A 22,382-nucleotide genomic window follows, 5' to 3' on the forward strand; every position below is an offset into this window, starting at 1 on the left:
CCGGATGGCCGCGGGGTTCGTTGCGGGAGGGCCGCGGACTTCGTGGCCGGATGGCCGCGGGGTTCGTGGCGGGATGGCCGCGGAGTGGATCCCGGGGGGCGGGCCGCGGCGCCTTGTGGGTGCCGACGGCGACGCTTCACGGGATCCCGGCCGGGTGGCTTCTGGCAGTGCGGCCGTGGGGCGTACGGGCCGTGCGAGGGCGGGGCCCTCAGGGTTCCTCGGGGGTCCTCAGGCGGTGCGGTCGACCGCGTCGAGGAGCGCGGCCGCGGTGAAGAGCTCCACGCCCACGGTGATGGCGTGCTCGTCGGCGTCGAAGTCGCCCTGGTGCAGGTCGCGTACGCCGCGCTCGCCGGGCGTACGGACGCCGAGTCGCGCCATGGCGCCCGGGACGTGCTCCAGGTACCAGGAGAAGTCCTCGCCGCCGAGGCTCTGCTCGGTGTCCTCGACCGCGTCGGCGCCGCGCCGCGCGGCCATCGCGTCCCTCAACAGGTCCGTGACGACGGGGTCGTTGACGACGGGCGGCACCCCGCGCACGTAGTTGATCGCGGACTTGGCGCGGTGCAGGTCGGCGATCTCCTGGACGGCGGCGTGCACGATGTCGGGGGCCTGCCGCCACGCGTTCAGATCGAGGCAGCGGATGGTCCCCGACAGTTCGGCGTGCTGCGGGATCACGTTGCACGCGTGGCCCGCGTCGATGCGGCCCCAGGTCACGGAGACGCCCGAGCGGGCGTCCATGCGGCGGCCGACCAGGGCCGGGACCTCGCTGACGACCTTCGCGGCGGCGGTGACCAGGTCGGTCGTCAGATGCGGCCGGGCGGTGTGCCCGCCGGGCCCGTCCAGGGCGACCTCGATGCGGTCGCAGGCGGAGGTGATCGGACCGTGGCGCAGGCCGATGCGGCCCGCGTCGACGCGGGGGTCGCAGTGCACGGCGATGATGCGGCCGACCCCGTCGAGCGCGCCACAGGCGACGGCGTCCGTGGCGCCGCCGGGGAGCACCTCCTCGGCGGGCTGGAAGACCAGCCGCACCGGGTGCGGCAGGCGGCCCTCGCGGGCCAGCTCGGCGAGGACGAGCCCGGCGCCGAGCACGACGGTCGTGTGGACGTCGTGGCCGCAGGCGTGGGCGCGGTCCGGGACGGTGGAGCGGTACGTGGCGCTGGTCTTGGTGTCCGGAATGGGCAGGGCGTCGATGTCCGCACGCAGCGCGAGCACGGGGCGTCCGGCGGTGTCCGGGGTGCCCCCGACGTCGCAGACGAGCCCGGTCCCGACCGGGAGCACGCGGGGCGTGAGCCCGGCTTTCTCCAGGCGCGTCTTGATCGCCGCGGTCGTGCGGAACTCCTGGTTTCCGAGCTCCGGATGCATGTGCAAGTCACGCCGGAAGGCGATGAGTTCGGCGCGCAGCCCTGCTGGCAGCGCGCCGGGCAGATTTCCGGGCGGCGCGGATTCGGCTCCTTCGGGCGCGTCCGTGGACGCGCGGGACATCAATTGGTTCACCCTGTGAAGGGTAAGGCGCTGCACCCGTCAACTAAGCCTCGATCAACAAAAGTTCAGCCAGATTGAGGTAAGTTCACTGGCCCACGAGCGCATGCGCGGCTGGTACGGAGGGTATGAAGGTAGGTTACGTTCCGCACACGCAGAGGGATCACCGCAGGTCAGAGGTCTCCACCTTTGGGGTGGGTCGTCATCCCTAGGTCGGATACTACGGACTTCACCGCGTTTGGGCGATCCTGCGATGCCGGGGTGGCGGTCGAACGTGCGGGCGGGATGGGGGCTTGTCCTGTGCCGGGACAGGCCTGACCGCCGCCTTGCAGTTTTCGAACGGATGTGCCCGTCCACTGCCGTCACGCCACGACCTCCAAGGCCAGCCCCGGGGCCACCACCTCGAACCAGAGCAGCTTGCCGCCCCGGCCGAACAAGTCGTCACCGAGCGGGAAGCCGCCCCACGCGTCGGCGCACAGCCGGACGAGATGCAGCCCACGGCCATGGTCTGCACCCGGTGGGGCGGGTCGGAGGGGCGGGCGGTGCGCGGGGGTCGCGTCGAACGGGGGCGGGATGCGCGGGTCGGTGTCCCACACGCCCACCCGGATCCCATGGCGCGGGCCGTCAAGACCGCGTACGCGGAGGGCGGCGGGCCCGGACGTGTGCCGGTAGGCATTGGTGACGAGCTCGGACGTCAACAGCTCGGCCGCGTCGAGGAGTTCGACGGGCCCGTGCGCGGCGAGGGCCGCGCGGAGGGTCATGCGGGCGACGCGGGGGGCTCTGGGGTCGTGCGGGAGATGGAGAACATATGACCAGGCTGGAGCGGGGGCTGTGGTGGGCATGGGTGGCTCCTGGGGCGGTGGAGGTCGGGCAACGGGCCGGTCGGGCCCAGCGACGGCATGCCGCGATTCGCTACGGTGCGTTGCGCTTCTGGCTTCTGGAGCGCGGCAGTTGAGGCCGAGCACGACAACCGTAGGCTGGCCGATGGCCTATATTCCATCGGAAGAGAGGAATAGGGCTCATCGTCACTCGTGTGAGTGACGGGGCCCTTCCCTGCGCACCCGAGAGGTGACGGATATGCCGCCTGGCAAGCAACCCACGCTGCGGCAGCGGCGGCTCGGCGCCGAGCTGCGCAAACTACGTGATCGCGCCGGACTGTCCACCAATCAGGCCGCGTCCCGACTCGGCGTCAACCAGTCCCGCGTCAGCAACATCGAGGCAGGCCGCTACGCCGTCGGACCTGACCGCGTACGCGCCATCGCCCGCAACTACGCCTGCGCCGACTACAGCCTCATCGAGGCTCTGGTCGGCATGACGGGCGGCCGGACGCGCGGGTGGTGGGAGGAGTACCGCGGTCTGCTACCACACGGCCTGCTGGACCTGGCCGAAGTCGAACATCACGCCGCCGCACTACGGGTGGCGCAAGCACTGCACATCCCCGGGCTGTTGCAGACCGCCCAGCATGCCCGCGCCCTCTTCGGCGACGCGGTCCCGCCCCTGCTACCGCATGAGATCGAACACCGGCAGTCGTTCCGGATCAAGCGACAAGCCGTTCTGTACGGCGATGCGCCACTCCGCTACACGGCTGTCATCCACGAGGCAGCTCTGCGCATGCAGGTCGGCGGTCCCACCGTGGCCGCCGAGCAGCTGGCCCACCTGGCCGAGATGAGCCAGCTCGACAACGTCACGGTGCTGGTGATTCCGTTCGGCCGAGGAGCCTTCCCCGGCTCAGGGCAAGGGCTCGACTACGCGAGCGGTCCCGTTGCGCAACTAGACACCGTCCAGATCGATACCGAACATGGGAGTGAATTCATCGACGCTGCCGCTCAGTTGGAGCGGTACAGAACAGTCCTGGACCGCCTGGAAGCGCTCGCGCTGTCCGCCGAGAAATCTCGCGCACTGATCCACCAAGCAGCAGCCCGAGCCTGAAGGAACCCCTTATCTCATGCTGAACTGGCAGAAGTCCTCCTACAGCTCAGAGGCATCGTCTTGCGTCTACGTGGCCGCCGGCCCCAACGGCACCGTCCTCCTCCGGGAAAGCGACGACCCCCAAACGATCCTCACCACCCACCCGGCCCCACTCGCCACCCTCATATCGGCCCTCAAGACCGGCACCGCACCCACCCGAGGGCGCACATCCCAGCCGTAGACCAGATTCAGTGCGCCGCCTTCGCTACCTTCGCCACCTGGGCCTTGACCAGCGCGCGGTCAGGCTTCGTGACCTTCCAGGGCGCCTCCAGGTCGGTGGCGTTGAAGGTGACGACGGTCGAGCCGCTGCGCACCACGGTGAAGAGGGCACCGGCGTCCTCCCCGTGCGCGCCACCCCACACCACGTACGAGACCGACTCGTCCCCTAGGCCCTCGGGGGACTGCTCCTGGACTTCGTCGTACGCGCCATTCCCGCCTTCAAAGCCGCTTCCGCACGTCGTCACCGCGGCCCGCAGTTTCGCCAACACCTTCTTGGCACCGGAAACGTCGTGCGCCGCGAGGCCCACAACGAGCTTCGTGCCCTTCGGCGCGTCGTACGTGGAGCCCTTCTCGACGACGGAAAGGGGATGGAACGCCTTGGGCTCGGGGCTGGACCCGTACGACAACATGTCGTCCAGCGGTCGGCACCGGGCCGGGTCGGCGATGGATCCGCCCTTCCCGTACGCCGCCGCCAGCGCGTTGTTCATCGGCCTGATCTTGCGCCCACCCACGTCCTCGGCGGCGAGCGCCATCTCCTTCAACGCCGCCCGACGGCCCCCACCCGCCTGCGCCCGCCCGTCCGCCCTCTCGGCCTTCACGCCCTGCGCAGCATCGCGGCTCTTCCCGTCCCCCGCCCGCTCCCCCTCCCCATCGGAGCCCGCGCCACAGGCGACCACGCCCAGAAGAACCGGCGCGACCACGGCACCCGCACACCACGAACGCCGCCTGCGAAAAATACGCATAAGACTCTTTCCATTCTGCAGATCATCAATGACTGGCAAACGTGAAAACATCCTGCTGACAAGGTCGCACCCCCCTGCACCCGGGCGTCGCGTTCTGGAATCGCGCTCCTCCCCGTGAGGTACCTCCGGTAGCGGACGGACATACTCGAAACCTGCCCATCCGGCCGCCGCACGGACGGTTGCGCTCGGATCTCGTACCCGGCACCCGCAGCCTGCTCCACAGGTCCGGCATCGGCGGTCGACAGCTTTTCCATCAGCTCACTGCGCACCTGCACCCAGGGCCGGTCGGCGGTAGCACGAAAGGCCTGCAACTGGATCGCCGTACGTCGTCCCGATACAACGGTGACCCCGATGACCTCCCTGCCCGTACCCGGCATCGGCTTGAGCACCACATCCGCACCGTCGGGAACAAGCAGGCCCCCAAGCCGACATACCCTTCGCCCGCCTGCTTCTCGGCCACGTCCCAGGGCCCCGACCCCTCACCACGCCTGCCCGAGCGGCTGACCACTCCCGTCTCCAGAACCTCTTGGTACGCGCTCATCGCACAGCCAAGGAACTCTTCCACCCGCCGCAGCCGTAGTCCGCTGACGTTGTCGTCAAGACCGCAAGAAGCCCCGCCGCGCCAGAATGAATCCGGCGGCGCTTCTTGCGGATCATATTAGTGATCCGGCTCTGGCAATTCGAGTCCGTCGCGGTGAGCCCTCGCAAGGGCACTCTCTTCGATGCCAATTTTCTCTTCACTGGAAAGTCGAAGGAGAGCGGTTCTCATAGATGTGTAATCAACGTGCGGCGGCACATCGATTGCCCACAGAGAGCCGGTTTTATCAATCTCCCAGGAACATTCAAAGGCGCGGAGCATGGCGTCGACTTCCTCCCCCACGCCGTCACCTTTAATGATGATGCGAACCGCTGAATGCCCAGACTCAGAAACGAACTCCTCGAACACGAGCTCCCTGCGCTCGTGATCAGCCCTGACCCTCACGATATCCCCGAAGGCAACACCCTTCACGTAGAAGGGAGTGTTCCGAACCTGAACTTCCATCTTCACGGAAGTCTTCCCGGTCCAGAGTCGCTCCGCAGACGCACGCGCCCAGTGGGCCGTCTCCTCAGGGAGGTCGAAGGCTACCTTGTACAGCCTCTCAGGCCTATCGTCCGACGCCGACTTCCCGACGCTAGTCATCGAGGAATTCTCTGAGCTCATCGTCCCAATCCTCCAGAGGCTTCGTGGATTTATCCCTGTTGCATCGACGGCAGGCCACAGCGCCATTATGGTCGCCGCCATGTCCACCCCTGGCCCTCGGCTCTATGTGGTCGATCTGGGCATCGTCGGGCCTCCCCTTGATGGCGTTCCCATTGGCATCTCGCGATGCGCGCCGTTCCACCGTCTGCCCACAGTAGTCACACTTGTATTCGCCGCCATTCTTCGCGGCGTTAGCGTCGTAGACCTTCTGCCTCTCAGCATCAGTGAAATCCAAACCAGCTCTGTTGCAGTTATGCACAAGAACCGGCGCAGCGGCCGCCAGCACATAGTACGTATGCAGATCCGCAACCGTAAGGTTGTGCACCGTCGCCGACCGGGTCCAGCGGGTGACCGCGGTGATCTGTACGTGCGTTCCCGCGCTCGTGCGGAGCCACTGGCCCGGGCGGAGGTCCGTCGCGTCGATCCACTCGCCGAGTTCCGGGACCCAGAAGGGGTGGCCGTCCGTGGCGGTGACGGAGGCGGTCCTGGGGCCCTTCTTGCCGTCCGTGTCGATCGTGATCTTGACGAGGCGCTTGGCGCCCTTGCCCTTGATCTCGGCGGTGACCGTCTCGACCTTCGTCTTGCCGGTCTTCGGGTCGGCGGCCAGGACCTTGTCGCCCACGTCGACGTCTCTGATGGCCTTCGTGCTGCCGTCGGCCATCAGGACTCTGGTCGTGGGTGTGAAGCTGTTCCCGGTCGCGCAGCTCGACTTGGCGGCCGCGGCCTCCAGTTTGTCGGCCCGCTTGTCGAGGGTGCGCCATTTGCCGACGCTGTCCTTGAGCTGGCTGAGCAGGCCCCAGATCCGTTTGCCGAGGGCGACTCCCTTGCGCCAGTTCAGCACGTACTTCTTGGCCAACTGGCCGACCTTGGCGCCGATCGCGCTCGTGACGACGTTGAGGATCGTCGCCCCGCAGGAGCCGAGGCTCCCGGTGCTGAAGCAGTCGAGCGCGTCCGTGATGCCGAGCTCGTCCTGGATGATCTTGCCGAGTTCCTTGGCGGCCAGGACGGCGCGGCTCTGCTGGATGTCGGCCCGGGTGCGGGCGACGATGGCCTTCCGCTGCGCCGGGGTCTTGTCGAGCTGGTAGTACCGGTAATAGGTCTTGGTGGGCTTGACCTCCCAGCCGCCGTTGTCCTTCAACCGGCATGTGACGCCCATGTAGATGCAGTCGTCGGGCCTCTCGCCGGTCGGGTCGGACAGCGTCACCGGGCTGTTGTTGGCGTACGCGTAGCCGTTGATCTGCTGCGGATCGGTGAAGTCGATCAGCGGGTCGGCCGAGACGAAGCGGCCGTTCTCCGGCTCGTACTCCCGTGCGCCGATGTGCGTCAAGCCCGTGGTCGCGTCGACCGACTTGCCGAGGAAGCCCTTGTCGTCGACCCACGGCTCGACCGTGCCGGTGTCCCGCGCGTTGCCGAAGGGGTCCATGCGGCGCCGCGTGACCTCGCCCGACGCCGCGTCGACGGCTGCCAGCGAAGTCCCGTGGTGGTCGCCCGCCAGGAACCGCACGCCCTTCGTCGTGCGCATCGCCACGGTCCGGCCGCCGAAGCCGTAGTAGCGGGTCGCCTGCACCGCCCGCGTGGCGGTGTTCAGGCTGAGCTCCATGCCCGGCAGGTACAGCGTCTGCTCACCGGGTTCCTTGCGCAGCAGCCGGTTGCCGGAAGCGTCGTACGAGAAGGCCGTGGCCTCCGTGTCCGGCTTCGCCGACTTGGTCAGCCTGCCTTCGGCGTTCCAGGTCAGGTCCTGCGTCGTGCCGTTCAGCACGCGCTGGCGGGTGTTGCCCGCCGCGTCGTAGGCGAAGGTGTCCTGCGCCTTGACCGCGGGACCGCTGCTGCTGGCCGGGGTGTCCTTCACGACCTTGGTGAGGGTGTGCGGGCCGCCGTTGCCGTCCGCGTCCTTGCCGTAGCTGTACGTCCGTGTGACGTCCGGCTTGCCGCTCACGCCGTGCAGGACCTGCTTGCTGCGGTTGCCCGAGGCGTCGTAGTCGAAGTCCTGCCAGTAGGCTCCCGGGCCGCCGAGCGTCGTGGGGCTCGGGTCGCTCGCGCACGCCTTGTCCTGCTTGCCGGTGCCCGCCGCGCCGTCGGAGGAGTTGGACGTCGCCCAGGCGGCCTTCAGGCGCCGCTGCCAGTCGTAGCGGAAGCACTGGACGTCCGCCTGGCCGCCCTGGGGGGTGTCGGCGATCGAGGTGACGTTGCCGGAGGCGTCGTAGGTGTAGTCGGCGTCGTAGGTCACCGCGTCGACACCCGAGACGTCCACGCTGGAGTTCTTCAGGCGGTCGGTGCCGCGCTCGTACTCGTAGGTCAGCCAGGTCTTCTTGCCGTCCGAGCCGCCGACCGTGCCCAGTTCCAGCTGCTGGAGCTGGGAGGTCGGGGCGTACGACGCCTGTCCGACGTACGCTCCCTGACGCTTGCCGTCCAGGGTGGACAGGAGCTGCGTCGGACGCTGCAGCGCGTCGTACGTATAGGTGAGCGTCTCGGAGCCGAGGCCGCCCGCGGCCGGGATGCTCTGCGACTGGACGGTGCCGTCCGGGTTGTACTGGGTGCCGAACTCGTAGGTGCCCGCGAGCTCGGAAGCCGTGTCACCACCCAGCGCCACCTTGGTCAGCGTCGGCTGGTACAGCTCGTCCAGCTGGACGTTGAGCGTCGAGGTCTGGACCTTGCCGTTCTCGTACTTGTACGTGCCGTACGTCTGGCCCTTGGCGACGTGGTCGTAGGTCGTCGCGGTCAGCTGGGTGCCCTTGTCCGGCTCGCCCTCCCACGTCGACGTGGGGCGGCCCAGCTCGTCGTACTTGGTGGACGTCGACTTGCCGCGCATGTCCGTGGTGGAGACCAGGCGGTCCAGGGCGTCGTAGGTGTACGTCGACTTGCCCGTGTCCGGGTCGGTGGCCGACGTCTTGCGGCCGCGCTGGTCGTATCCGTACGACCAGGTGTTGCCCGCCGGGTCCTCGACGGACTTGAGCTGTCCGGCCGGTGTGTACGTGTACGACGTGGCCTCGTAGTCCTCCGACGTGCCCGTCGGGGAGGGCTTGTCGCCCTTGTAGCGGCGGATCTCGGTCGTCCTGCCGCGGCCGTCCGTGAGCGTGGTCGTGGGTGCCGTGCCGGGCGGGGGGTCGACGTGCACGCGGTCGCCGTCGTAGGCGTACGTCGTGCGCCACTTCTCCTCTTCGGCGACCTTGAAGATCTCGGCCTTCTTGCGGCCCGCCCCGTCGTACCGCGTGATGGTCTGGCCGTCCACCTCCCCGACGGGCTTGAAGACCGTGGCGGCGGGGGCACCGGCGGCGTAGTAGTCCGCGGCCGTCTCGACGACGTTGCCGAGGCCGTCGCGGTGCGTGTCGGCGACGATCCTGCCGCCGTTCGGCCCCTCGGACTGCTGCTGGCGGGGCCGCAGCAAGCCGTCGTAGATCGTGTACTCGGTGCCGTAGGACGTGCCGTTGTTCTCGATCCGCTCCGTCTTGACCGCTGTCGACGCGGTCTTGCGGATCAGATAGGTGTACTTGATGGACGGAGTGAAGTCCTTGGCCCGGGACCGGTCGGGCAGCCAGACCGAAGTGAGGCGGCCCAGGGCGTCGTAGCCGAGGTCGCTGCGCTTGCCGTTCATGTCGACCTGCGCGGCCGGGACGCCCCACGAGCGCACGTACTCCGTGGAGACCTCCCAGCCCAGCGGGTTCGTCTCCGTCTGCTTGGTCGTCAGACCGTCGGTCTCCGTGTACGCGAACTTCGTCTCGATGCCCTTGGCGTCCTTGACCTTCAGCGGGCGTCCGAACTTGTCGAAGTCGGCAGTCGTGGCCTCGGACACCGTCTGGTAGGTGGGCGTGGTGCCGTCGTGCTTGGAAAGGCGCTGCACCTTCGTGGCATCGCCCTTGGTCGGGGCCTCGCCCAGGCCCTTGCCGTCGTAGAAGGTGAGCTCGTCGGAGATGACCTGGGTCTTGCGGTCCGGCTTGGCGTCACAGGTGACGGCGACCTTCTCGGCACGGGAGACCAGGTCGTAGATGTTCTTGGCCTTGTTGTCCGCGTACTCGGTGCGGGCGCACAGGTTGTCGCCGCTGTCGCCGATCTTCCCGAAGTCGTCGGTCTCGACCGCGCGGCCGGTGGCAGCGTCGTAGCGGGTGGTGGCGGCCACCTCCTGCCACTTGCCGCCCGGCAGCGCGGTGTACGTCCGCGTGGTCTGCGGGCGTACGTAGTAGGCCTTGCGGGTGCCCCAGTCCTTCACCCGGGTCGCGGTGGCCCGGGTCCACGTCGTGCTGATGCTCTTCGAGACGATCTTGTCGGCCGCGTAGCCGCCGTCGTAGGTGATCGTCTCCAGTTCCTGGCCGGAGAGTTCCTCGTCGTCGGCGTGCTTGGTGCCGGTCGAGTCCGTGACCTCCCCGCCGAGGCCCCGCAGGAAGACGTGCTCGGTGCGCTGATCGGCGGAGCTGACGGTGCCGTCGGACTTGGTCACCCGGACCGTGCCGTAGCCGCGCCAGTCGCTGTGCGTGCGGTACTCGCTCTTGGTGATGCCGTCGGCCCGGGCCTTCTTCCAGCCCGCGTCGCCCTGGTAGTCGTATTCACTGACGTTGTCGGGCGTGTCCGCCGTCATGTCGTCCTCGACGACACGGGCGACGAGGTACTTGTGGAACCAGTCGGTGATCGGGTCCTCCGCGCCCGGCGGATTCCACTTCACCGGATAGCACGCCTTCTTGGGGCTGTCCGCGTCGGGCAGGGACGCCGCCTTGCACTCAGCCTCGCGGTAGAGGATGTCCAGCCGACCGCCGGAGCCGTTGTCGACCCCCGCGATGCGGAAGCGGTTCATCGCCTGGATGTGGTCGCCCGGCTTGTCGACGCGGTTGGGCAGCTGCTGACCGAGGAGTTCGACGGCCGGTGTGTCGGCCGTCCCGGAGCCCGCGTGCCCGGTCTGCTTGATGGTGTTGAGCCACAGCGACTTCGAACTGTCGCCGTTGTCGGTGAAGAGGTGGCCGAGGCTCCACGAGTCGACGTCGGCGTAGCCGTCGCCGTAGCGGATCTGCGTCGTGACCTTGCTGAGCTTCTTGCGGGTCCAGAACGTCGGGCTGTTCTGCCCCTTGCACTTGGTGTCGGCCTTGCAGTTGAGGTCCCAGGGCACGTCCGGCCAGCGGCCCGCCGTCGCGTCCGTGAGGTCGCCGGGCTGACAGTCGGCCGCAGCGGCCAGACAGCGCTCGTCGGTGTCGAACACCATGCGGGCGGCGGCCGGTGTGCTGTAGACCTTGCCGTCGCGCTGGCCGTAGTCGATGCGCTTGAGGTACCCCCCGCGCGTGTACGACTTGCCGTTCTCGTCGGTCTTCAGGCCCTGCGTGTAGTAGTTGGTCTCCTTGCCGTAGAAGTACGACATGGCGTTGTCGTGCGGGTCGACGACGTAGTCGAGGTTCCACCGCCAGGCCTGCTTGCAGTGGGCGTTGGCGAGGGTCGCGTCGTAGCAGGGCTCGCCCGAGTCGTCGCCGTAGACGGGAACCGTCCAGGTGGAGCCGGTCTGCTCCTTGCCCGAGGTGTAGCCGGGCAGGTTGTCCAGGCCGAAGTAGTACTGGGTGCCGTCGGTCGTGGTGACGCGCCAGTGCTCGCCGTTGTCGTCGCCGTTGCTGGCTCCGGTCAGCTTCTCGACCTTGCTGTTGTCGTCACCGCTGACCCGCCACTCGCCGGTGTCGTCGTCCTTGATCAGCTCGCCGGAACTGCCCCCGGCCAGCTGAATGGTGGCGTTGTCGTACGCCCAGCACTGGTCGCCGTTGGTCTTGGCCTGGCCGTCGTCGGCGCACGGCTTGTACCGCCGCTCGATGAAGCCGGGCTCGTAGCCGAAGCCCTGCCCGATCCAGGAGCCCTGGTTGTTGGTGGCGGCCGTCTGACCGTCGACCGACTGGGAGTTGTAGCCGAGCGCGACGGACGGCACGAGCCCGCCCGGCGCCGGGGGCGTGCGCAGCGGGTACGTCCAGTTGAACGCGCCGGAGGAGTTGGAGACGCTCCACTCGGCGGACGGCGCGAGCGGGGTGGCGCCGAAGCTGCCCTGGTCGCCCGAGGCCCCGGCGGTCGCCGCGAGGACGGTGGGGGCGGACCGGGCTCCCCGCGCCGCGACGGGGACGTCCGCGCTCAGGGTCCTGGCGGCGGTGTCGTTGGCCGTGGGCAGCTCGCGCGGGGCGGCGCAGCCGCGCTTCTGCGGTGTGGTCAGGGCACACTGCGGCAGCTGCACCAGGCGAAGGCGGGAACCGTATCCGGCGCCGTAGGCCTCGGCGAACCCCGAGTAGTCGAGGGTGACGCGGACGGCACCGGGGCCGTCGGTCCGGCCCGCCCGCCCTGCCTTGCCCGCGTCGGCGACGGTGAGCAGGACGCCGTCGATGCCCGCGGCCTTCGTCTTCTCCCGGCCGACCACGTCGACCTTGACGGTGTCCGGCGTCTCCGGTCTGGATCTCCCGCGCTTCTTGGGCGGGCCGATCTCCAGCGGCAGGCCCTCCGCCTTGGCCGCACGGCTCGCGGAGCCCAGCGACACCGCGTCGCTGCCGGGCTTCGGCCAGTCCACCGCGGCCGCCCGGTCCACCCGGGCCCGCTCGGCCGGGTTGGCTCTGGGCCGCTCGCCCTTGAGGTCCTTGCCGGGCACCGGCTTGCCCAGGTCCTGGACTTCGGGCCGGGTCCGGCCCTTGTCGTCGGCCGCCGCGTCCGGGGCGTACTGCGGAAGCAGCCCCACGGCCAGTGAGACGCCGAGCGCGAGGACGATCTGGCGGCGTGCGCCGCGGCGCGCGGACCAGGAGGGCAGGCGGAACCATTTGGACGTAGACATGACATATCTCCGGGAAGTGTGGGAAGCGGGCTGTGCCCGCGGGGCGGCCTGCCGGGCGGGACGGCCGTGGAGCCGTCCCGCCCGCGTGCCCTCGCCTACGTCACCGTTCCGTCCAGGTTCACACCGGACTCGAGCCTCGCCACCGTGGCGACCAGCGGCTCGTCGAAGGCCCCTTCGAAGAGCCGCACTTCGTCGATCGCGCCGGAGAAGTACGCGGAGCCCGACGTCAGCCCCGAGCGGCCCACCTGCACACCGGTCTTGGCGAAGTCCCAGTCGTTGGGCCACTTCACGACCTGGTCCGTCCACTGGCCGTTCACATACAGCCGGACCTCTTCGAAGAGGGCGTTGTAGGACAGGGCCAGATGGTCGCCGTCACCCGAGGTGCTGGGCTGGACCCCCTTGGCGATCGCCTCCTGCGCGGGCGCGTCCGGTGCGTCCTTCTCGGTCAGCCGCAGCTGCCAGCGGCCGGACTCCTTGTCGAACCGGACCGTGGCCGCCGAGCCCTCGGTCCCCGGCAGCGCGAACACCGTCTGGCTCGCCGTGGCGTCGGGCGAGCTGAGCCTGGCCCGGGCCGTGACCGTGAAGCTGGCCTTGGACTTGAGCAGTCCGGCCGGGCGGCTCGCGTAGCCGTCCTTGCCGTTCAGGGCCAGGTGGCCGTCGCCCCACACGGGCTGCTCGGCGGGCTTGCAGTTCGGGTCGAGCTCGTCGCAGGAGTCGTCCGGCTGGTAGAGGGAGGCCCCACCGCGCATCGTCAGCCCCTTGCCGCCCGAACGGTCCGGCACCACGCCCCCGTCAGCCTCGTCCATGTCCCAGTAGGCGAGCTGCAGGGGCGGAATCCCGCCCAGGCTCCGGGTCTCGCCCACGGCGAGGACGCGGTCGAAGACCTGTACGTCCGCCACCGTCCCCTTGAGGTGCGCGGTGTACCCGTCGGGCTCCAGCGCGCGTCCGATCTGGAGCGAGCCGGTGGCGTTCCAGGTGGTCGGGCGCTCCTGGACATCGCCCTGCACCAGCGTGCCGTTGACGTACATGCGCATGGTGCCGTCCGAGCCGGACTTGACCTCGTCCTTGTCGTAGACGCCCACGAGGTGGGTCCACTCACCGGGTACCGGCCTCGGGCCCTGGACCTCCCACGAGGTGACCGACCCGATCTCGCTGTCGGGAGCACGGAAGGCCCACCGCCGGGAGGTGGCGTCGTACCCGAGCGAGAAGCCGGACTGGGCGGAGCCGTCCTGGCTGATGACCGTCATCGAGGTCTTCGGCAGTTCGGGCAGCTGCACCCAGCCCGCGACGGAGAAGGTCTTGTCCGTGTCGACGACGTGCTGACCGGCGTTGAGGTAGGCGCCGCTGGAGCCGTCCAGGGTCGCCGCCGTGCGCACCGAGCCGTGCGGCCCCTTCCTGCCGAAGGTGACGCCGGAGCCTGCCGTGGCCGCCGCGGTGTTGTCGTTCCCCGCGGCCTGTGTGGACCCGACGGGGTCCGCGAGGGCCCAGGAGGCCTTGGCCGAGCGCCCCTTGGCGACCCGGAAGCGGTAGGACCTGGTGATCTCCCTGCTGTTGCCCGCCCGGTCCACGGCCTCGACGTACAGCGTCGTCGGAGCCTCCCGCTGGGGCATCCAGCGCAGCGTGACCGGTCGGCCCGGCGCGCTGGGGGTGACGGTCTTCTCCGCCTCACCCGTGAACTGGTAGCGGTACTTGACCGCGTCCGTGCCCTCGGAGTGCAGCTCGAAGGTGCCGTAGTCGCCCACGCCCGCATGCCACTTGCCGTCGTCCGGGAACCTCTCCGACTTCACCTCGGGCGCGTCGGGCGCGGTCTCGTCGAGAATGAACTCGCACCGGGTGCCGGATCCCTCGTGGCTCCAGGGCCCCCAGGACTCGTCCGAGCCGCCGATGTCGTCACCACCACGCACCCACCAGCCGATCACGGTGTTCTGCGGCACCGAGAACTCCCCCGTGCCGTCACCGGTGATGTCCTTGCCGACCGTGTAGGTGAACTCAGCGAAGCCGCTGTCGCGGCCACGTCCGTTGCCCGACTGCTCGTAGTGGGTCGTGACGACGCGTTTCTGCTCCTTGCCGTTCTTGTCCGTCCAGAAGATCTCGAACTGGGCCCTCAGCCGCTCCGTGTTCCCCTGCGCGTCACCGTGGTCCGGGTCCCACACGATCGCCGACAGTGTCGGCGCCTTCTTCGTGTAGTGCTTGGTGGCCTCCCCGTAGGTGCAGCGGCCACCGGGGTTCATGGACAGCTCGTCCATCTTCGGCTGGTAGGGCGCCCTGTTGTACGTCACTTCGAGTGCGGCGTTGTTGCAGAACCGCTTCCATGACGCGTAGGAGTCCTCGCTGGCGGCCTGGAGCCCGAACGTGGTGGTGTCCCAGCCGCTGGACGCCGCCTTCTGCACGGTGCCCTTGACGTTGAAGCGCACGTTCTGGTTGGTGGCCGAGCAGGAGCCGGTCGGGTTCGTCGGCGACTCCGAGGTGATGTGGTCCTTGCTGGACGGCCTGTTGGACCAGTTCGTACGGGAGTTGATCGCGCTGCCGCCGGAGCTGTTCACCCGGTGCAGCTGCACCGAGCGCGCCTCGCTGTTGTACGTGTGCACCAGGGTGATCGCGAACTCGGCCTTGAGGATCTTCTTGTCCTCGAAGCTTCCGGTCGGCAGGGCGTAGTACTGGCGCTGCACGTCGTCGTTACCGGTGCAGCGCACGGAGTAGTTCGCCGGGCAGCGGCCGACGCCCTTGCCGGACTCGACGCCGTCGTCGGAGTTGGGGAACTTCCAGCCCTCCAGGCCCGGCTTCGCGGACGACACCCAGGTCCAGCCCGTGCGGCCCTTCGTCCTCGCGACCGGGTCGATGATCACCGGATAGCGCGTGTTCGCCCCCCTGAGCAGGTCCAGGTCCGGCTTGAGGACCATGGCGTGCTCGCGCAGGCCGAGCTCGACGTCCGCGACCCGGGCGCCGTCGCCCGGCGTGACCTGCGGCACGGTGGCGGCACGCTTGCGCGGGCCCGCGGTCCGGCCTTCGCCGCGCGAGTCCCACATCACCGGCTGCGCGGCTTCGAAGACCGTGCCCCCGGTCTGCTCGTCCTTCACCACGAGCCCGCCCTCGGCGTCCTTGCGGACGTCCAGGCCCTCGGCGTCGATGGGCAGCTCGACGGAGGCCAGCTCGGGATCGGCCGCCGCCGCGGCGGACTTGACGACCAGCATGTGCGCGAAGCCCTCGGGCTCCGCACGCACGACCAGGTCGACGTCCGGCAGCACCGAGCGGTACGTGGCCGTGGGGCCCTCGACCTCCGGGGCGGGCAGCTTGCCCGGCCAGGAGAGGGAGAGCTTCCTGCCGTCCCGCGCCATCGTGGCGAACGGGCCGTCCCCACCACCCGAGATGGTCACGGCGGTGGGGGTGGCCCTGGGCGCGAGCGCACCGCCGGGCCGCCGGACCAGGGTCGTGTCGATGTCGGTCCACTCGCCGTCCTTGCGCGTGCGGACCGGCTCCACGAACTCCTTGGCGGTGAAGGTGCCGTCCGGGTTCGCGAACGTCTGGCTGCGTTCGGTGCGCCTGCTGAGGACCTCGACGCGCTTCCCGGCCTCGTCCGCGCGCCGGGCGGCCGCGTTGTCCGTGAGCTCCGTACGCGGTGCCGCGGTCGGGGACGCCGACGGCCGTTCGGACGGTGCCGCGGTCGCCGTCGGCAAGCCGGTGATTCCGGCGGCCAGTACGGAAGTGATCACTCCGGCCACGGCGACCGCTCTTCGCGCCCGCCCCCCTGCCCTGCTCTTCACGGTTCCCCCTGCGTCGAAAGCGCTTGCGTCGTGGGCCGGAGGCGGCGCGAACTCCCTCGGGGCTCGCGCGGCCGGGCGCCGCCTACCGGATGTCCGAGCCGAACGCCTTGCCTTCGTCCGGGATGCCGCTCGCCCCCGGCTTCACCGTGCGCACCGACCCCGCGCCCCCGTCGATGTGCTTCCAGGACGTCGCGTACACCAGGCCCTTCCGGTCGCCCGGCGTCTTGCTGTACGGCACTCCCACGTACAGGTCCCTGTACGTGCCCCACAGGCCGAGCCCCGTGAAGTCGCGTGCCTCGGCGGTGCCCGGCAGGCCGTGGCCCCGCGTGAGGACCTTGCCTCCCGCCGTGGGCGGACCGAGGGGCGACAGGACGTGCACGGCGCCCGCGTTCTCCGCGGACCCCACCTCTTGGTTCGGGACGCTGACGGCGAGCTTGATCGTCTCCGCCGTGGCGGTCGCGCCCGGGTCCGTGTTGGCCAGGGCGACCCGCTGGCCGAAGAAGTCCGCCGCCGCGGGGCGCTCGTCGCCTCCGGAGGCCAGTCGGTCGACGAAGTCGACTTCGGTGACGGCCCCGGACGGCTTGACGCGGATGACGGTGACGGCGCCCGCGTCAGCGACCGTGCCCACGTTCTCGTTGGGCGCGCCGACGGCCAGGAGCGCGTCCGTCTCGGAGTCCGCCCCCGACGGCCGGTAGGGGATCATGGACAGCGCGGTGCCGAAGCGGTCGTCCTTGGCGGCCGCGCCCGTCACCAGGGCCGGATGGTTCTCGTCCACCCCGTCGAGGGAAGTCGGCCGCCCGTCCTCGATGGTGTGGTTGAACAGCGTCACCGCCCCGGCGAACGACTCGTCGCCGATCGCCTCGCCGGGCGCGCCCGCGGCGATGAAGCGGCTCGTGGCCGCGAGCGTCTGGCCGAACCGGTCGTTGGCCTCCGCCACCCCGGGCACATCGGGATCGTCCTGGTTGACCGTGGTCTTGGTGGCGCCCTGGACGTAGTGGATGCATCCGGCGTCGGAGATCTGGCCGATGGCTTCGCCCGGTACGCCGATGGCGAGGTACGGCTTGCCACCCGCCTTGGTGCCCGCCGCGAGCGCGTAGCCGAAGAGGTCCCCGGCCTCGGTCGCGGTGTCTCCGTCAAGTCCCGCCTGTGTGTAGCTCTGGACCCTTGAGCCCTCGCCGATGCCGGAGGGCCGTCCGTGGATGACGTACACGGCACCGGCGTCCGCTTGGGCCCCGTCGGCGGTCTTGACGTCCTCGTAGGGAGCGCCGACCACCAAGTCGTCGCACCCGTCCTTGTCGGCGTCGTACACCGCGAGCGACGCGCCGAACTTGTCGCCCGTCTCCGGGTCCGCCGTCATCCCGCTCAGCTTCTGGGAGATCTCGGAGACCCCCTTGTCGCCTCCGAGGACGACGCGGACGAGCCCCGCTCCGGCCTTCCCCGCCACCGTGGCCTCGGGGTCGGCGACCGCCATGTCGCGGATGCCGTCGCCGTTGAAGTCCGACCCCGCCCCCTCGGTGCACGTGGCGGCGGCAGCGGGCGACGCTCCCACGGAGAGCGATGTCGTGGCCGCCGCCACGAGAGCCGCTGCCACTCCCCACCCGGTCACCCGCACGCCTCGGCGCGCGCCTCGACTCAACTCCACAACCCCACCCCAGAGTTACAGACAACGGTCACAGAATGTTCACAGGTGAGGGAGTAAATGCTCGGCGCACCCAAGAGGTCAATGTGACTCAGGACACATGACCTCGCGTGTCGCTGTGCATCTGTGACTGACCGTGTCCGTGCGTGGCGAGTCCCAGCCAACCGCATCGACCCCCGTGAAACCTGCCCACGAGGCGCCTTGTCGGGCGGACGCGCCACCGGACTTGCTACGGATTTCCATAAGCAAGCGCCATGGAGGTTCGCCGTCCGGTCGGCCCGAGGGACATTAATCGGCCACTCCGGCGTGGAGGGGAGGCATCCGTATCACCGAGCGCAGCCAGAAGTTTTTGCCAAGCGCCCCGGGACCCACACCCACCCCACTCCCCGGCCGGTTTGGGACACAACGGTTGTGTAGGGACAAACGCAGTGACCGGACGGGGAGCGGGGGCGGGGCGGGGGCCGCGTTCGCGTCTGGGGACGGAGGCGCGGTGCTCTTTCATGGTGCGTCAGGGTGATCAACGGGCTGTCAACAGGTGTTGAACAGGGGCGGGCTCCGCCCGGGGCGGGGCCCTGGCGGAGCCCGGCGGATCCCTGGCGGGTCAGGCCGGGGCCGGGGTCTGGCGGGTGGGCTGGGTGGGGAGGGCCGGAGCCGGGTCGGGGTGCTGGAGGGCGGCCAGGCGGTGGACGTCGCGCGCGGTGCCCGTGACGCCGGAGAGGAAGCCCTGGGCCCGGGGGGACGCCTTGTCGGTCAGCCACGCGGGGTCGATGTCCATGACCGCGACCTTGACCTCCGTACCCGCCAGGGCGAGGGGAAGGGTGTGGACGACCGTGGAGGGGAAGCTGAGGATGGTGCGGCCGATGGGGCCCCGGCGGGCGATGAGTTCCAGCGGGAGGTCGGGGCGGATCACCTGGAGGCCCGTCTCCACGGCCAGGCGGTGCAGCTTCTCGGCGCTCTCGCGGCGGTGCGCGAAGTAGCGGGCCGCCCCGTGCGTACGGGCGAGGGCGCCCACCGCCTCCAGATAGCGGTCGAGGTCCACCACGCCGGTCTCCACCAGGGACGTGCCGACCAGGTCCGCGCCCTTGGTGATGCGCGGCGGGCCGAAGCGGGCCCGCGTCCACGCGAAGGAGTTCACCGTGACGTGGACGCCCTCGGGCGCCGCGTCGATGGGCATGGAGGAGAAGACCTCCACGCGGCGGCGGCCCTTGGGGTGCGGCGTGAGGCGGCGGCGGGCCGAGGAGGAGACGGGCAGGAAGACCATGTCCCTGGGGCCCGGCCTGCCGCCCCTGCGGTGCCAGCGCACCAGGCGTTCGCCGTTGGCCAGCTGGGAGATGAACTCCATGGTGGCCGTGCCGTCGTCCACCACGACGAGGTCCCGCGCCCGGGTGATGGTGAGCAGGAGCTGTACGTAGCGCGAGAAGGGGTCGCCGATCACTATCCGGGCGGCCCTGCGCAGCGGGCCCGCGAGACCGCCGATCGTGTGGAACGGCGCGGTCGTGCCGCCGCGCGCCTCCTCCCAGCGCACCGTGTGCCCCTCCGCGCGGGCCAGCTCGGCCATGCGGCGCAGCTGGCCCCGGGTCATGGGGTCGGTGGGGGCGAGCACCACGAGGGTCAGATCACCTGGACCGGACTCGGGGTCGGCCGCCGTGGGCAGCGCGGCCTCGGCTTCAGCCGCCGTGGATGCCGAGGCCCCGGCGTCGGCCGCCGTGGACAGCGCGCGCTCGGCGTCAGCCGCCATGGATGCCGAGGACTCGGCGCCGCTCGCCGTGGAGAGTGCAGCCCCGGCCTCGGCTGTCGCGGACGACTCAGACTCGGCCTCGGCCGCCATGAACGGCACGGATCCGGCGCCCGTCGCTGGGGATGGCGCCCGCTCGGCATCAGCCCCCGCGGACGGCCCGGACCCGGCACCGGCCGCCGTAGACAGCGCGGCCCCCGCCTCCGCCGTCGTGGGCGGCGCCGCCGAGTGCGCCCACTCCAGCACGTTCAGCAGCTGCACCGGCGACTCCACGAACGCCAGCGTGCCGTGCGGTGTCCTCGCGGCGCGCCGTGCGCTCCGTGCTGACATGGGTCGGTCCTCCCGTACGGGATGGGGCGGGTCGGTCCGGGCCCCGGCCCTCCCGTGCGGGAGGGCCGGTGGGGGTCGTGCACAGGCCACCCGGGAACGCGTGGCGCGGGAGCGGCGCCGGTGCGCTCCCGGGGGCGCCGGGGGCCGACGGGCGGGGCGCGCCCGTCCGTCGGCGTGCGGCGGTCGGGCCTCAGACCGCCACGGGCTCGCGGTCCGCGGCCTCGGCGACGACGCCCGCCACGCGGCGGAGCTTCTTCATCGGGCCGAGCTCGGACTCGTAGACCTTCTTAACGCCGTCACCGAGGGACGCCTCGATGGTGCGGATGTCGCGGACGAGGCGCGTGAGGCCCTGCGGCTCCACGGACGCGGCCTGGTCGGAGCCCCACATGGCGCGGTCGAGGGTGATGTGGCGCTCGACGAAGGTGGCGCCGAGGGCCACGGCGGCGAGGGTCGTCTGGAGGCCCGTCTCGTGGCCGGAGTAGCCGATCGGGACGTTCGGGTACTCGGCCTGGAGCGTGTTGATCACGCGCAGGTTGAGCTCCTCGGCCTTCGCCGGGTACGTCGACGTGGCGTGGCAGAGCAGGATGTTGTCGGAGCCGAGGACCTCGACCGCGTGGCGGATCTGCTTCGGCGTCGACATGCCGGTCGAGAGGATGATCGTGCGGCCCGTGGCGCGCAGGGCGCGGAGCAGCTCGTCGTCCGTCAGGGAGGCGGAGGCGACCTTGTGCGCGGGAACGTCGAACTTCTCCAGGAAGGCGACGGCCTCGGTGTCCCACGGCGACGCGAACCAGTCGATGCCGCGCTTGGCGCAGTGCTCGGTGATGGCCTGGTACTCGGACTCGCCGAACTCCACGCGGTGGCGGTAGTCGATGTACGTCATCCGGCCCCAGGGGGTGTCGCGCTCGATGTCCCACTGGTCGCGCGGCGTGCAGATCTCCGGCGTGCGCTTCTGGAACTTCACCGCGTCGCAGCCCGCGTCGGCGGCCACGTCGATGAGCGCGAGGGCGTTCTCCAGGTCGCCGTTGTGGTTGATGCCGATCTCACCGGTGATGTAGACGGGGTGACCGGGGCCCGCGGTCTTCGAACCGAGGGTGCGCAGGCGGTTGGCGGAGGCCGTAGTGCTCATGGCAGGAACTTTCCTTAACTGTTGAGGGAGGGGCCGAGGATCCAGGCGGCGATCTCTCGGATCGCGCCGTCACCGCCGGGGACGGAGGTGACCGCGCGTGCGGCGCCGCGTACGACGTCGTGGGCGCTCGCGACCGCCACGGGCCAGCCGACGAGGCCGAAGCACGGGAGGTCATTGACGTCGTTACCGACGTAGAGCACGCGCTCGGGAGCGATGCCCTGCTCCTCGCACCACTGCTTCAGTGCGAGGTCTTTGCGGTCGATGCCGTGCAGCACGGGGAGCTTCAGCTTCCGTGCGCGCGCGGCGACGACCGGGTTCTGTTCCGTGGACAGGATCAGCATCTTCAGGCCGGACCCGCGCAGGGCCGCGATGCCGAGGCCGTCACCGCGGTGCACAGTGACGAACTCCCGTCCGTCGGAATCGATCAGCACCCGGTCGTCCGTCTGGGTGCCGTCGAAGTCGAGTACGACCGCGTCGATGTCGTCGCGGGTCGGAAGGGCCGCCTCGTCGCCCGAGCGCACCGCGTCGAAGAGCGGGGCGAGGGCGCGGGCGCGGGCCAGGTCGTGCGGGTCGTCGATCTCCAGGACGCGCGCGGGGTCGGTCCGCACCAGTTCGGTGTGGCCGAAGAAGCGGTGCTTGTGCGCGCGGAAGCCGGTCGCGTCCATGCCGTAGGCGGCGCCGGTCTCCAGGAGGTCCTGGGGGCGGTCCTGGCGGCGGGGGCGGAAGGACTTGTCGTGGTTGACGCCGTAGCCGCCGGAGGTGACGGTGTCGGTGACGACCTTGGTCGAGCCGCCCTCCTCGGTGGTGCGCTCGCTCTCGATGGCGGGCGGCTCGTCGCCCGCGTCGCGCCAGACGAAGCCGTGGAAGGGCGCCACGGTGTGGGCCGTGTCGGCGCCGCCCTCGACGATCGCCTCGACGATGCCGTCGACGTCCTCGCGGGTGATGAAGGGGCTGGTGCACTGCACGAGCAGGACCACGTCCACCGGTACGCCGTGCAGCGCCTCGTGCGCGTCCATGGCGTGCAGGACGGCGGCCTCGCTGGTCGCGGTGTCGCCCGCGATGGCGGCCGGGCGCAGGACCACCTCGGCGCCCGCCGCGCGCGCGGTCTCGGCGATCACCGTGTCGTCGGTGGACACGACGACGTGGGTGACCAGGCGGGACGCCGTGCACGCGCGGACCGCGCGGGCCACCAGCGGTACGCCGCCGACCGGTGCGAGGTTCTTCGCCGGGACCCCCTTGGAGCCGCCCCGCGCGGGGATGACGGCGAGGACGCGGCGTGCCGCCGCCCCCTGTGGGTGGGCCTTGGACATGGAGGCTCCTTCAGTGGTGCCAGGTGCGTCAGGGATGCCTGGTGGGGGGTTCTGGCCTTGCTGCGG

General features: G+C 70.3%; 12 protein-coding genes and 1 pseudogene. 2 read left to right on the forward strand and 11 right to left on the reverse strand.

Going from position 1 to position 22,382, the window contains the following annotated elements; translation table 11 throughout:
• Positions 1-228: 228 nt before the first annotated feature.
• Together ACIG3E_RS01595 and ACIG3E_RS01600 are read right to left on the reverse strand one after the other, a co-directional pair.
• Positions 229-1,479 (reverse strand): amidohydrolase, encoded by a 1,251-nt coding sequence (locus ACIG3E_RS01595; RefSeq protein WP_399610741.1) that lies wholly within the window; start codon positions 1,477-1,479, stop codon positions 229-231.
• A 359-nt stretch (positions 1,480-1,838) separates the two neighbouring features.
• Positions 1,839-2,318 (reverse strand): ATP-binding protein, encoded by a 480-nt coding sequence (locus ACIG3E_RS01600; RefSeq protein WP_399609893.1) that lies wholly within the window; start codon positions 2,316-2,318, stop codon positions 1,839-1,841.
• A 235-nt stretch (positions 2,319-2,553) separates the two neighbouring features.
• Between ACIG3E_RS01600 and ACIG3E_RS01605 the strand changes: the two genes are divergently transcribed.
• Both ACIG3E_RS01605 and ACIG3E_RS01610 read left to right on the forward strand, forming a co-directional pair.
• Complete coding sequence (locus ACIG3E_RS01605; RefSeq protein ID WP_399609895.1) at positions 2,554-3,405, forward strand: helix-turn-helix domain-containing protein; 852 nt, start codon at positions 2,554-2,556, stop codon at positions 3,403-3,405.
• Positions 3,406-3,421: 16 nt separating this feature from the next.
• Positions 3,422-3,625, forward strand: coding sequence for a DUF397 domain-containing protein (locus ACIG3E_RS01610; RefSeq protein ID WP_399609897.1), 204 nt, complete (start codon positions 3,422-3,424; stop codon positions 3,623-3,625).
• A gap of 7 nt (positions 3,626-3,632) precedes the next feature.
• Here the strand turns inward: ACIG3E_RS01610 and ACIG3E_RS01615 are convergent, their stop codons facing one another.
• The 9 genes and pseudogenes from ACIG3E_RS01615 to ACIG3E_RS01655 all read right to left on the reverse strand — a co-directional run bounded on the left by ACIG3E_RS01615 (position 3,633) and on the right by ACIG3E_RS01655 (position 22,316).
• Positions 3,633-4,445, reverse strand: coding sequence for a hypothetical protein (locus ACIG3E_RS01615; RefSeq protein ID WP_399609899.1), 813 nt, complete (start codon positions 4,443-4,445; stop codon positions 3,633-3,635).
• A 104-nt stretch (positions 4,446-4,549) separates the two neighbouring features.
• Positions 4,550-4,873 (reverse strand): annotated as a pseudogene (locus ACIG3E_RS01620) (DUF3710 domain-containing protein); the annotation flags it as partial.
• A gap of 191 nt (positions 4,874-5,064) precedes the next feature.
• Positions 5,065-5,586 (reverse strand): DUF4265 domain-containing protein, encoded by a 522-nt coding sequence (locus tag ACIG3E_RS01625; RefSeq protein WP_399609901.1) that lies wholly within the window; start codon positions 5,584-5,586, stop codon positions 5,065-5,067.
• Entirely contained in the window at positions 5,579-12,415 is a 6,837-nt protein-coding gene (locus ACIG3E_RS01630; RefSeq protein WP_399609903.1) for a polymorphic toxin-type HINT domain-containing protein, read from the reverse strand. The genes ACIG3E_RS01625 and ACIG3E_RS01630 overlap by 8 nt, the downstream gene beginning before the upstream one ends.
• A 95-nt stretch (positions 12,416-12,510) precedes the next feature.
• The gene (locus tag ACIG3E_RS01635) at positions 12,511-16,134 is read right to left on the reverse strand and encodes a LamG-like jellyroll fold domain-containing protein (protein ID WP_399609905.1); all 3,624 of its coding nucleotides are present in this window, start codon (positions 16,132-16,134) and stop codon (positions 12,511-12,513) included.
• 124 nt (positions 16,135-16,258) lie between these two features.
• Positions 16,259-17,725: an FG-GAP repeat protein gene (locus tag ACIG3E_RS01640; RefSeq protein ID WP_399609907.1), complete on the reverse strand. Its 1,467-nt coding sequence runs from the start codon at positions 17,723-17,725 to the stop codon at positions 16,259-16,261.
• Between the two features lie 691 nt (positions 17,726-18,416).
• Positions 18,417-19,643: a hypothetical protein gene (locus ACIG3E_RS01645; RefSeq protein ID WP_399610743.1), complete on the reverse strand. Its 1,227-nt coding sequence runs from the start codon at positions 19,641-19,643 to the stop codon at positions 18,417-18,419.
• Positions 19,644-20,070: 427 nt separating this feature from the next.
• Positions 20,071-21,006 (reverse strand): N-acetylneuraminate synthase family protein, encoded by a 936-nt coding sequence (locus ACIG3E_RS01650; protein ID WP_138961464.1) that lies wholly within the window; start codon positions 21,004-21,006, stop codon positions 20,071-20,073.
• 14 nt (positions 21,007-21,020) lie between these two features.
• The gene (locus tag ACIG3E_RS01655) at positions 21,021-22,316 is read right to left on the reverse strand and encodes a cytidylyltransferase domain-containing protein (RefSeq protein ID WP_399609909.1); all 1,296 of its coding nucleotides are present in this window, start codon (positions 22,314-22,316) and stop codon (positions 21,021-21,023) included.
• Positions 22,317-22,382 lie beyond the last annotated feature (66 nt).

The organism is Streptomyces sp. NPDC053474 (assembly GCF_044544845.1).
In the GTDB taxonomy this organism is placed as follows: Bacteria; Actinomycetota; Actinomycetes; order Streptomycetales; family Streptomycetaceae; genus Streptomyces.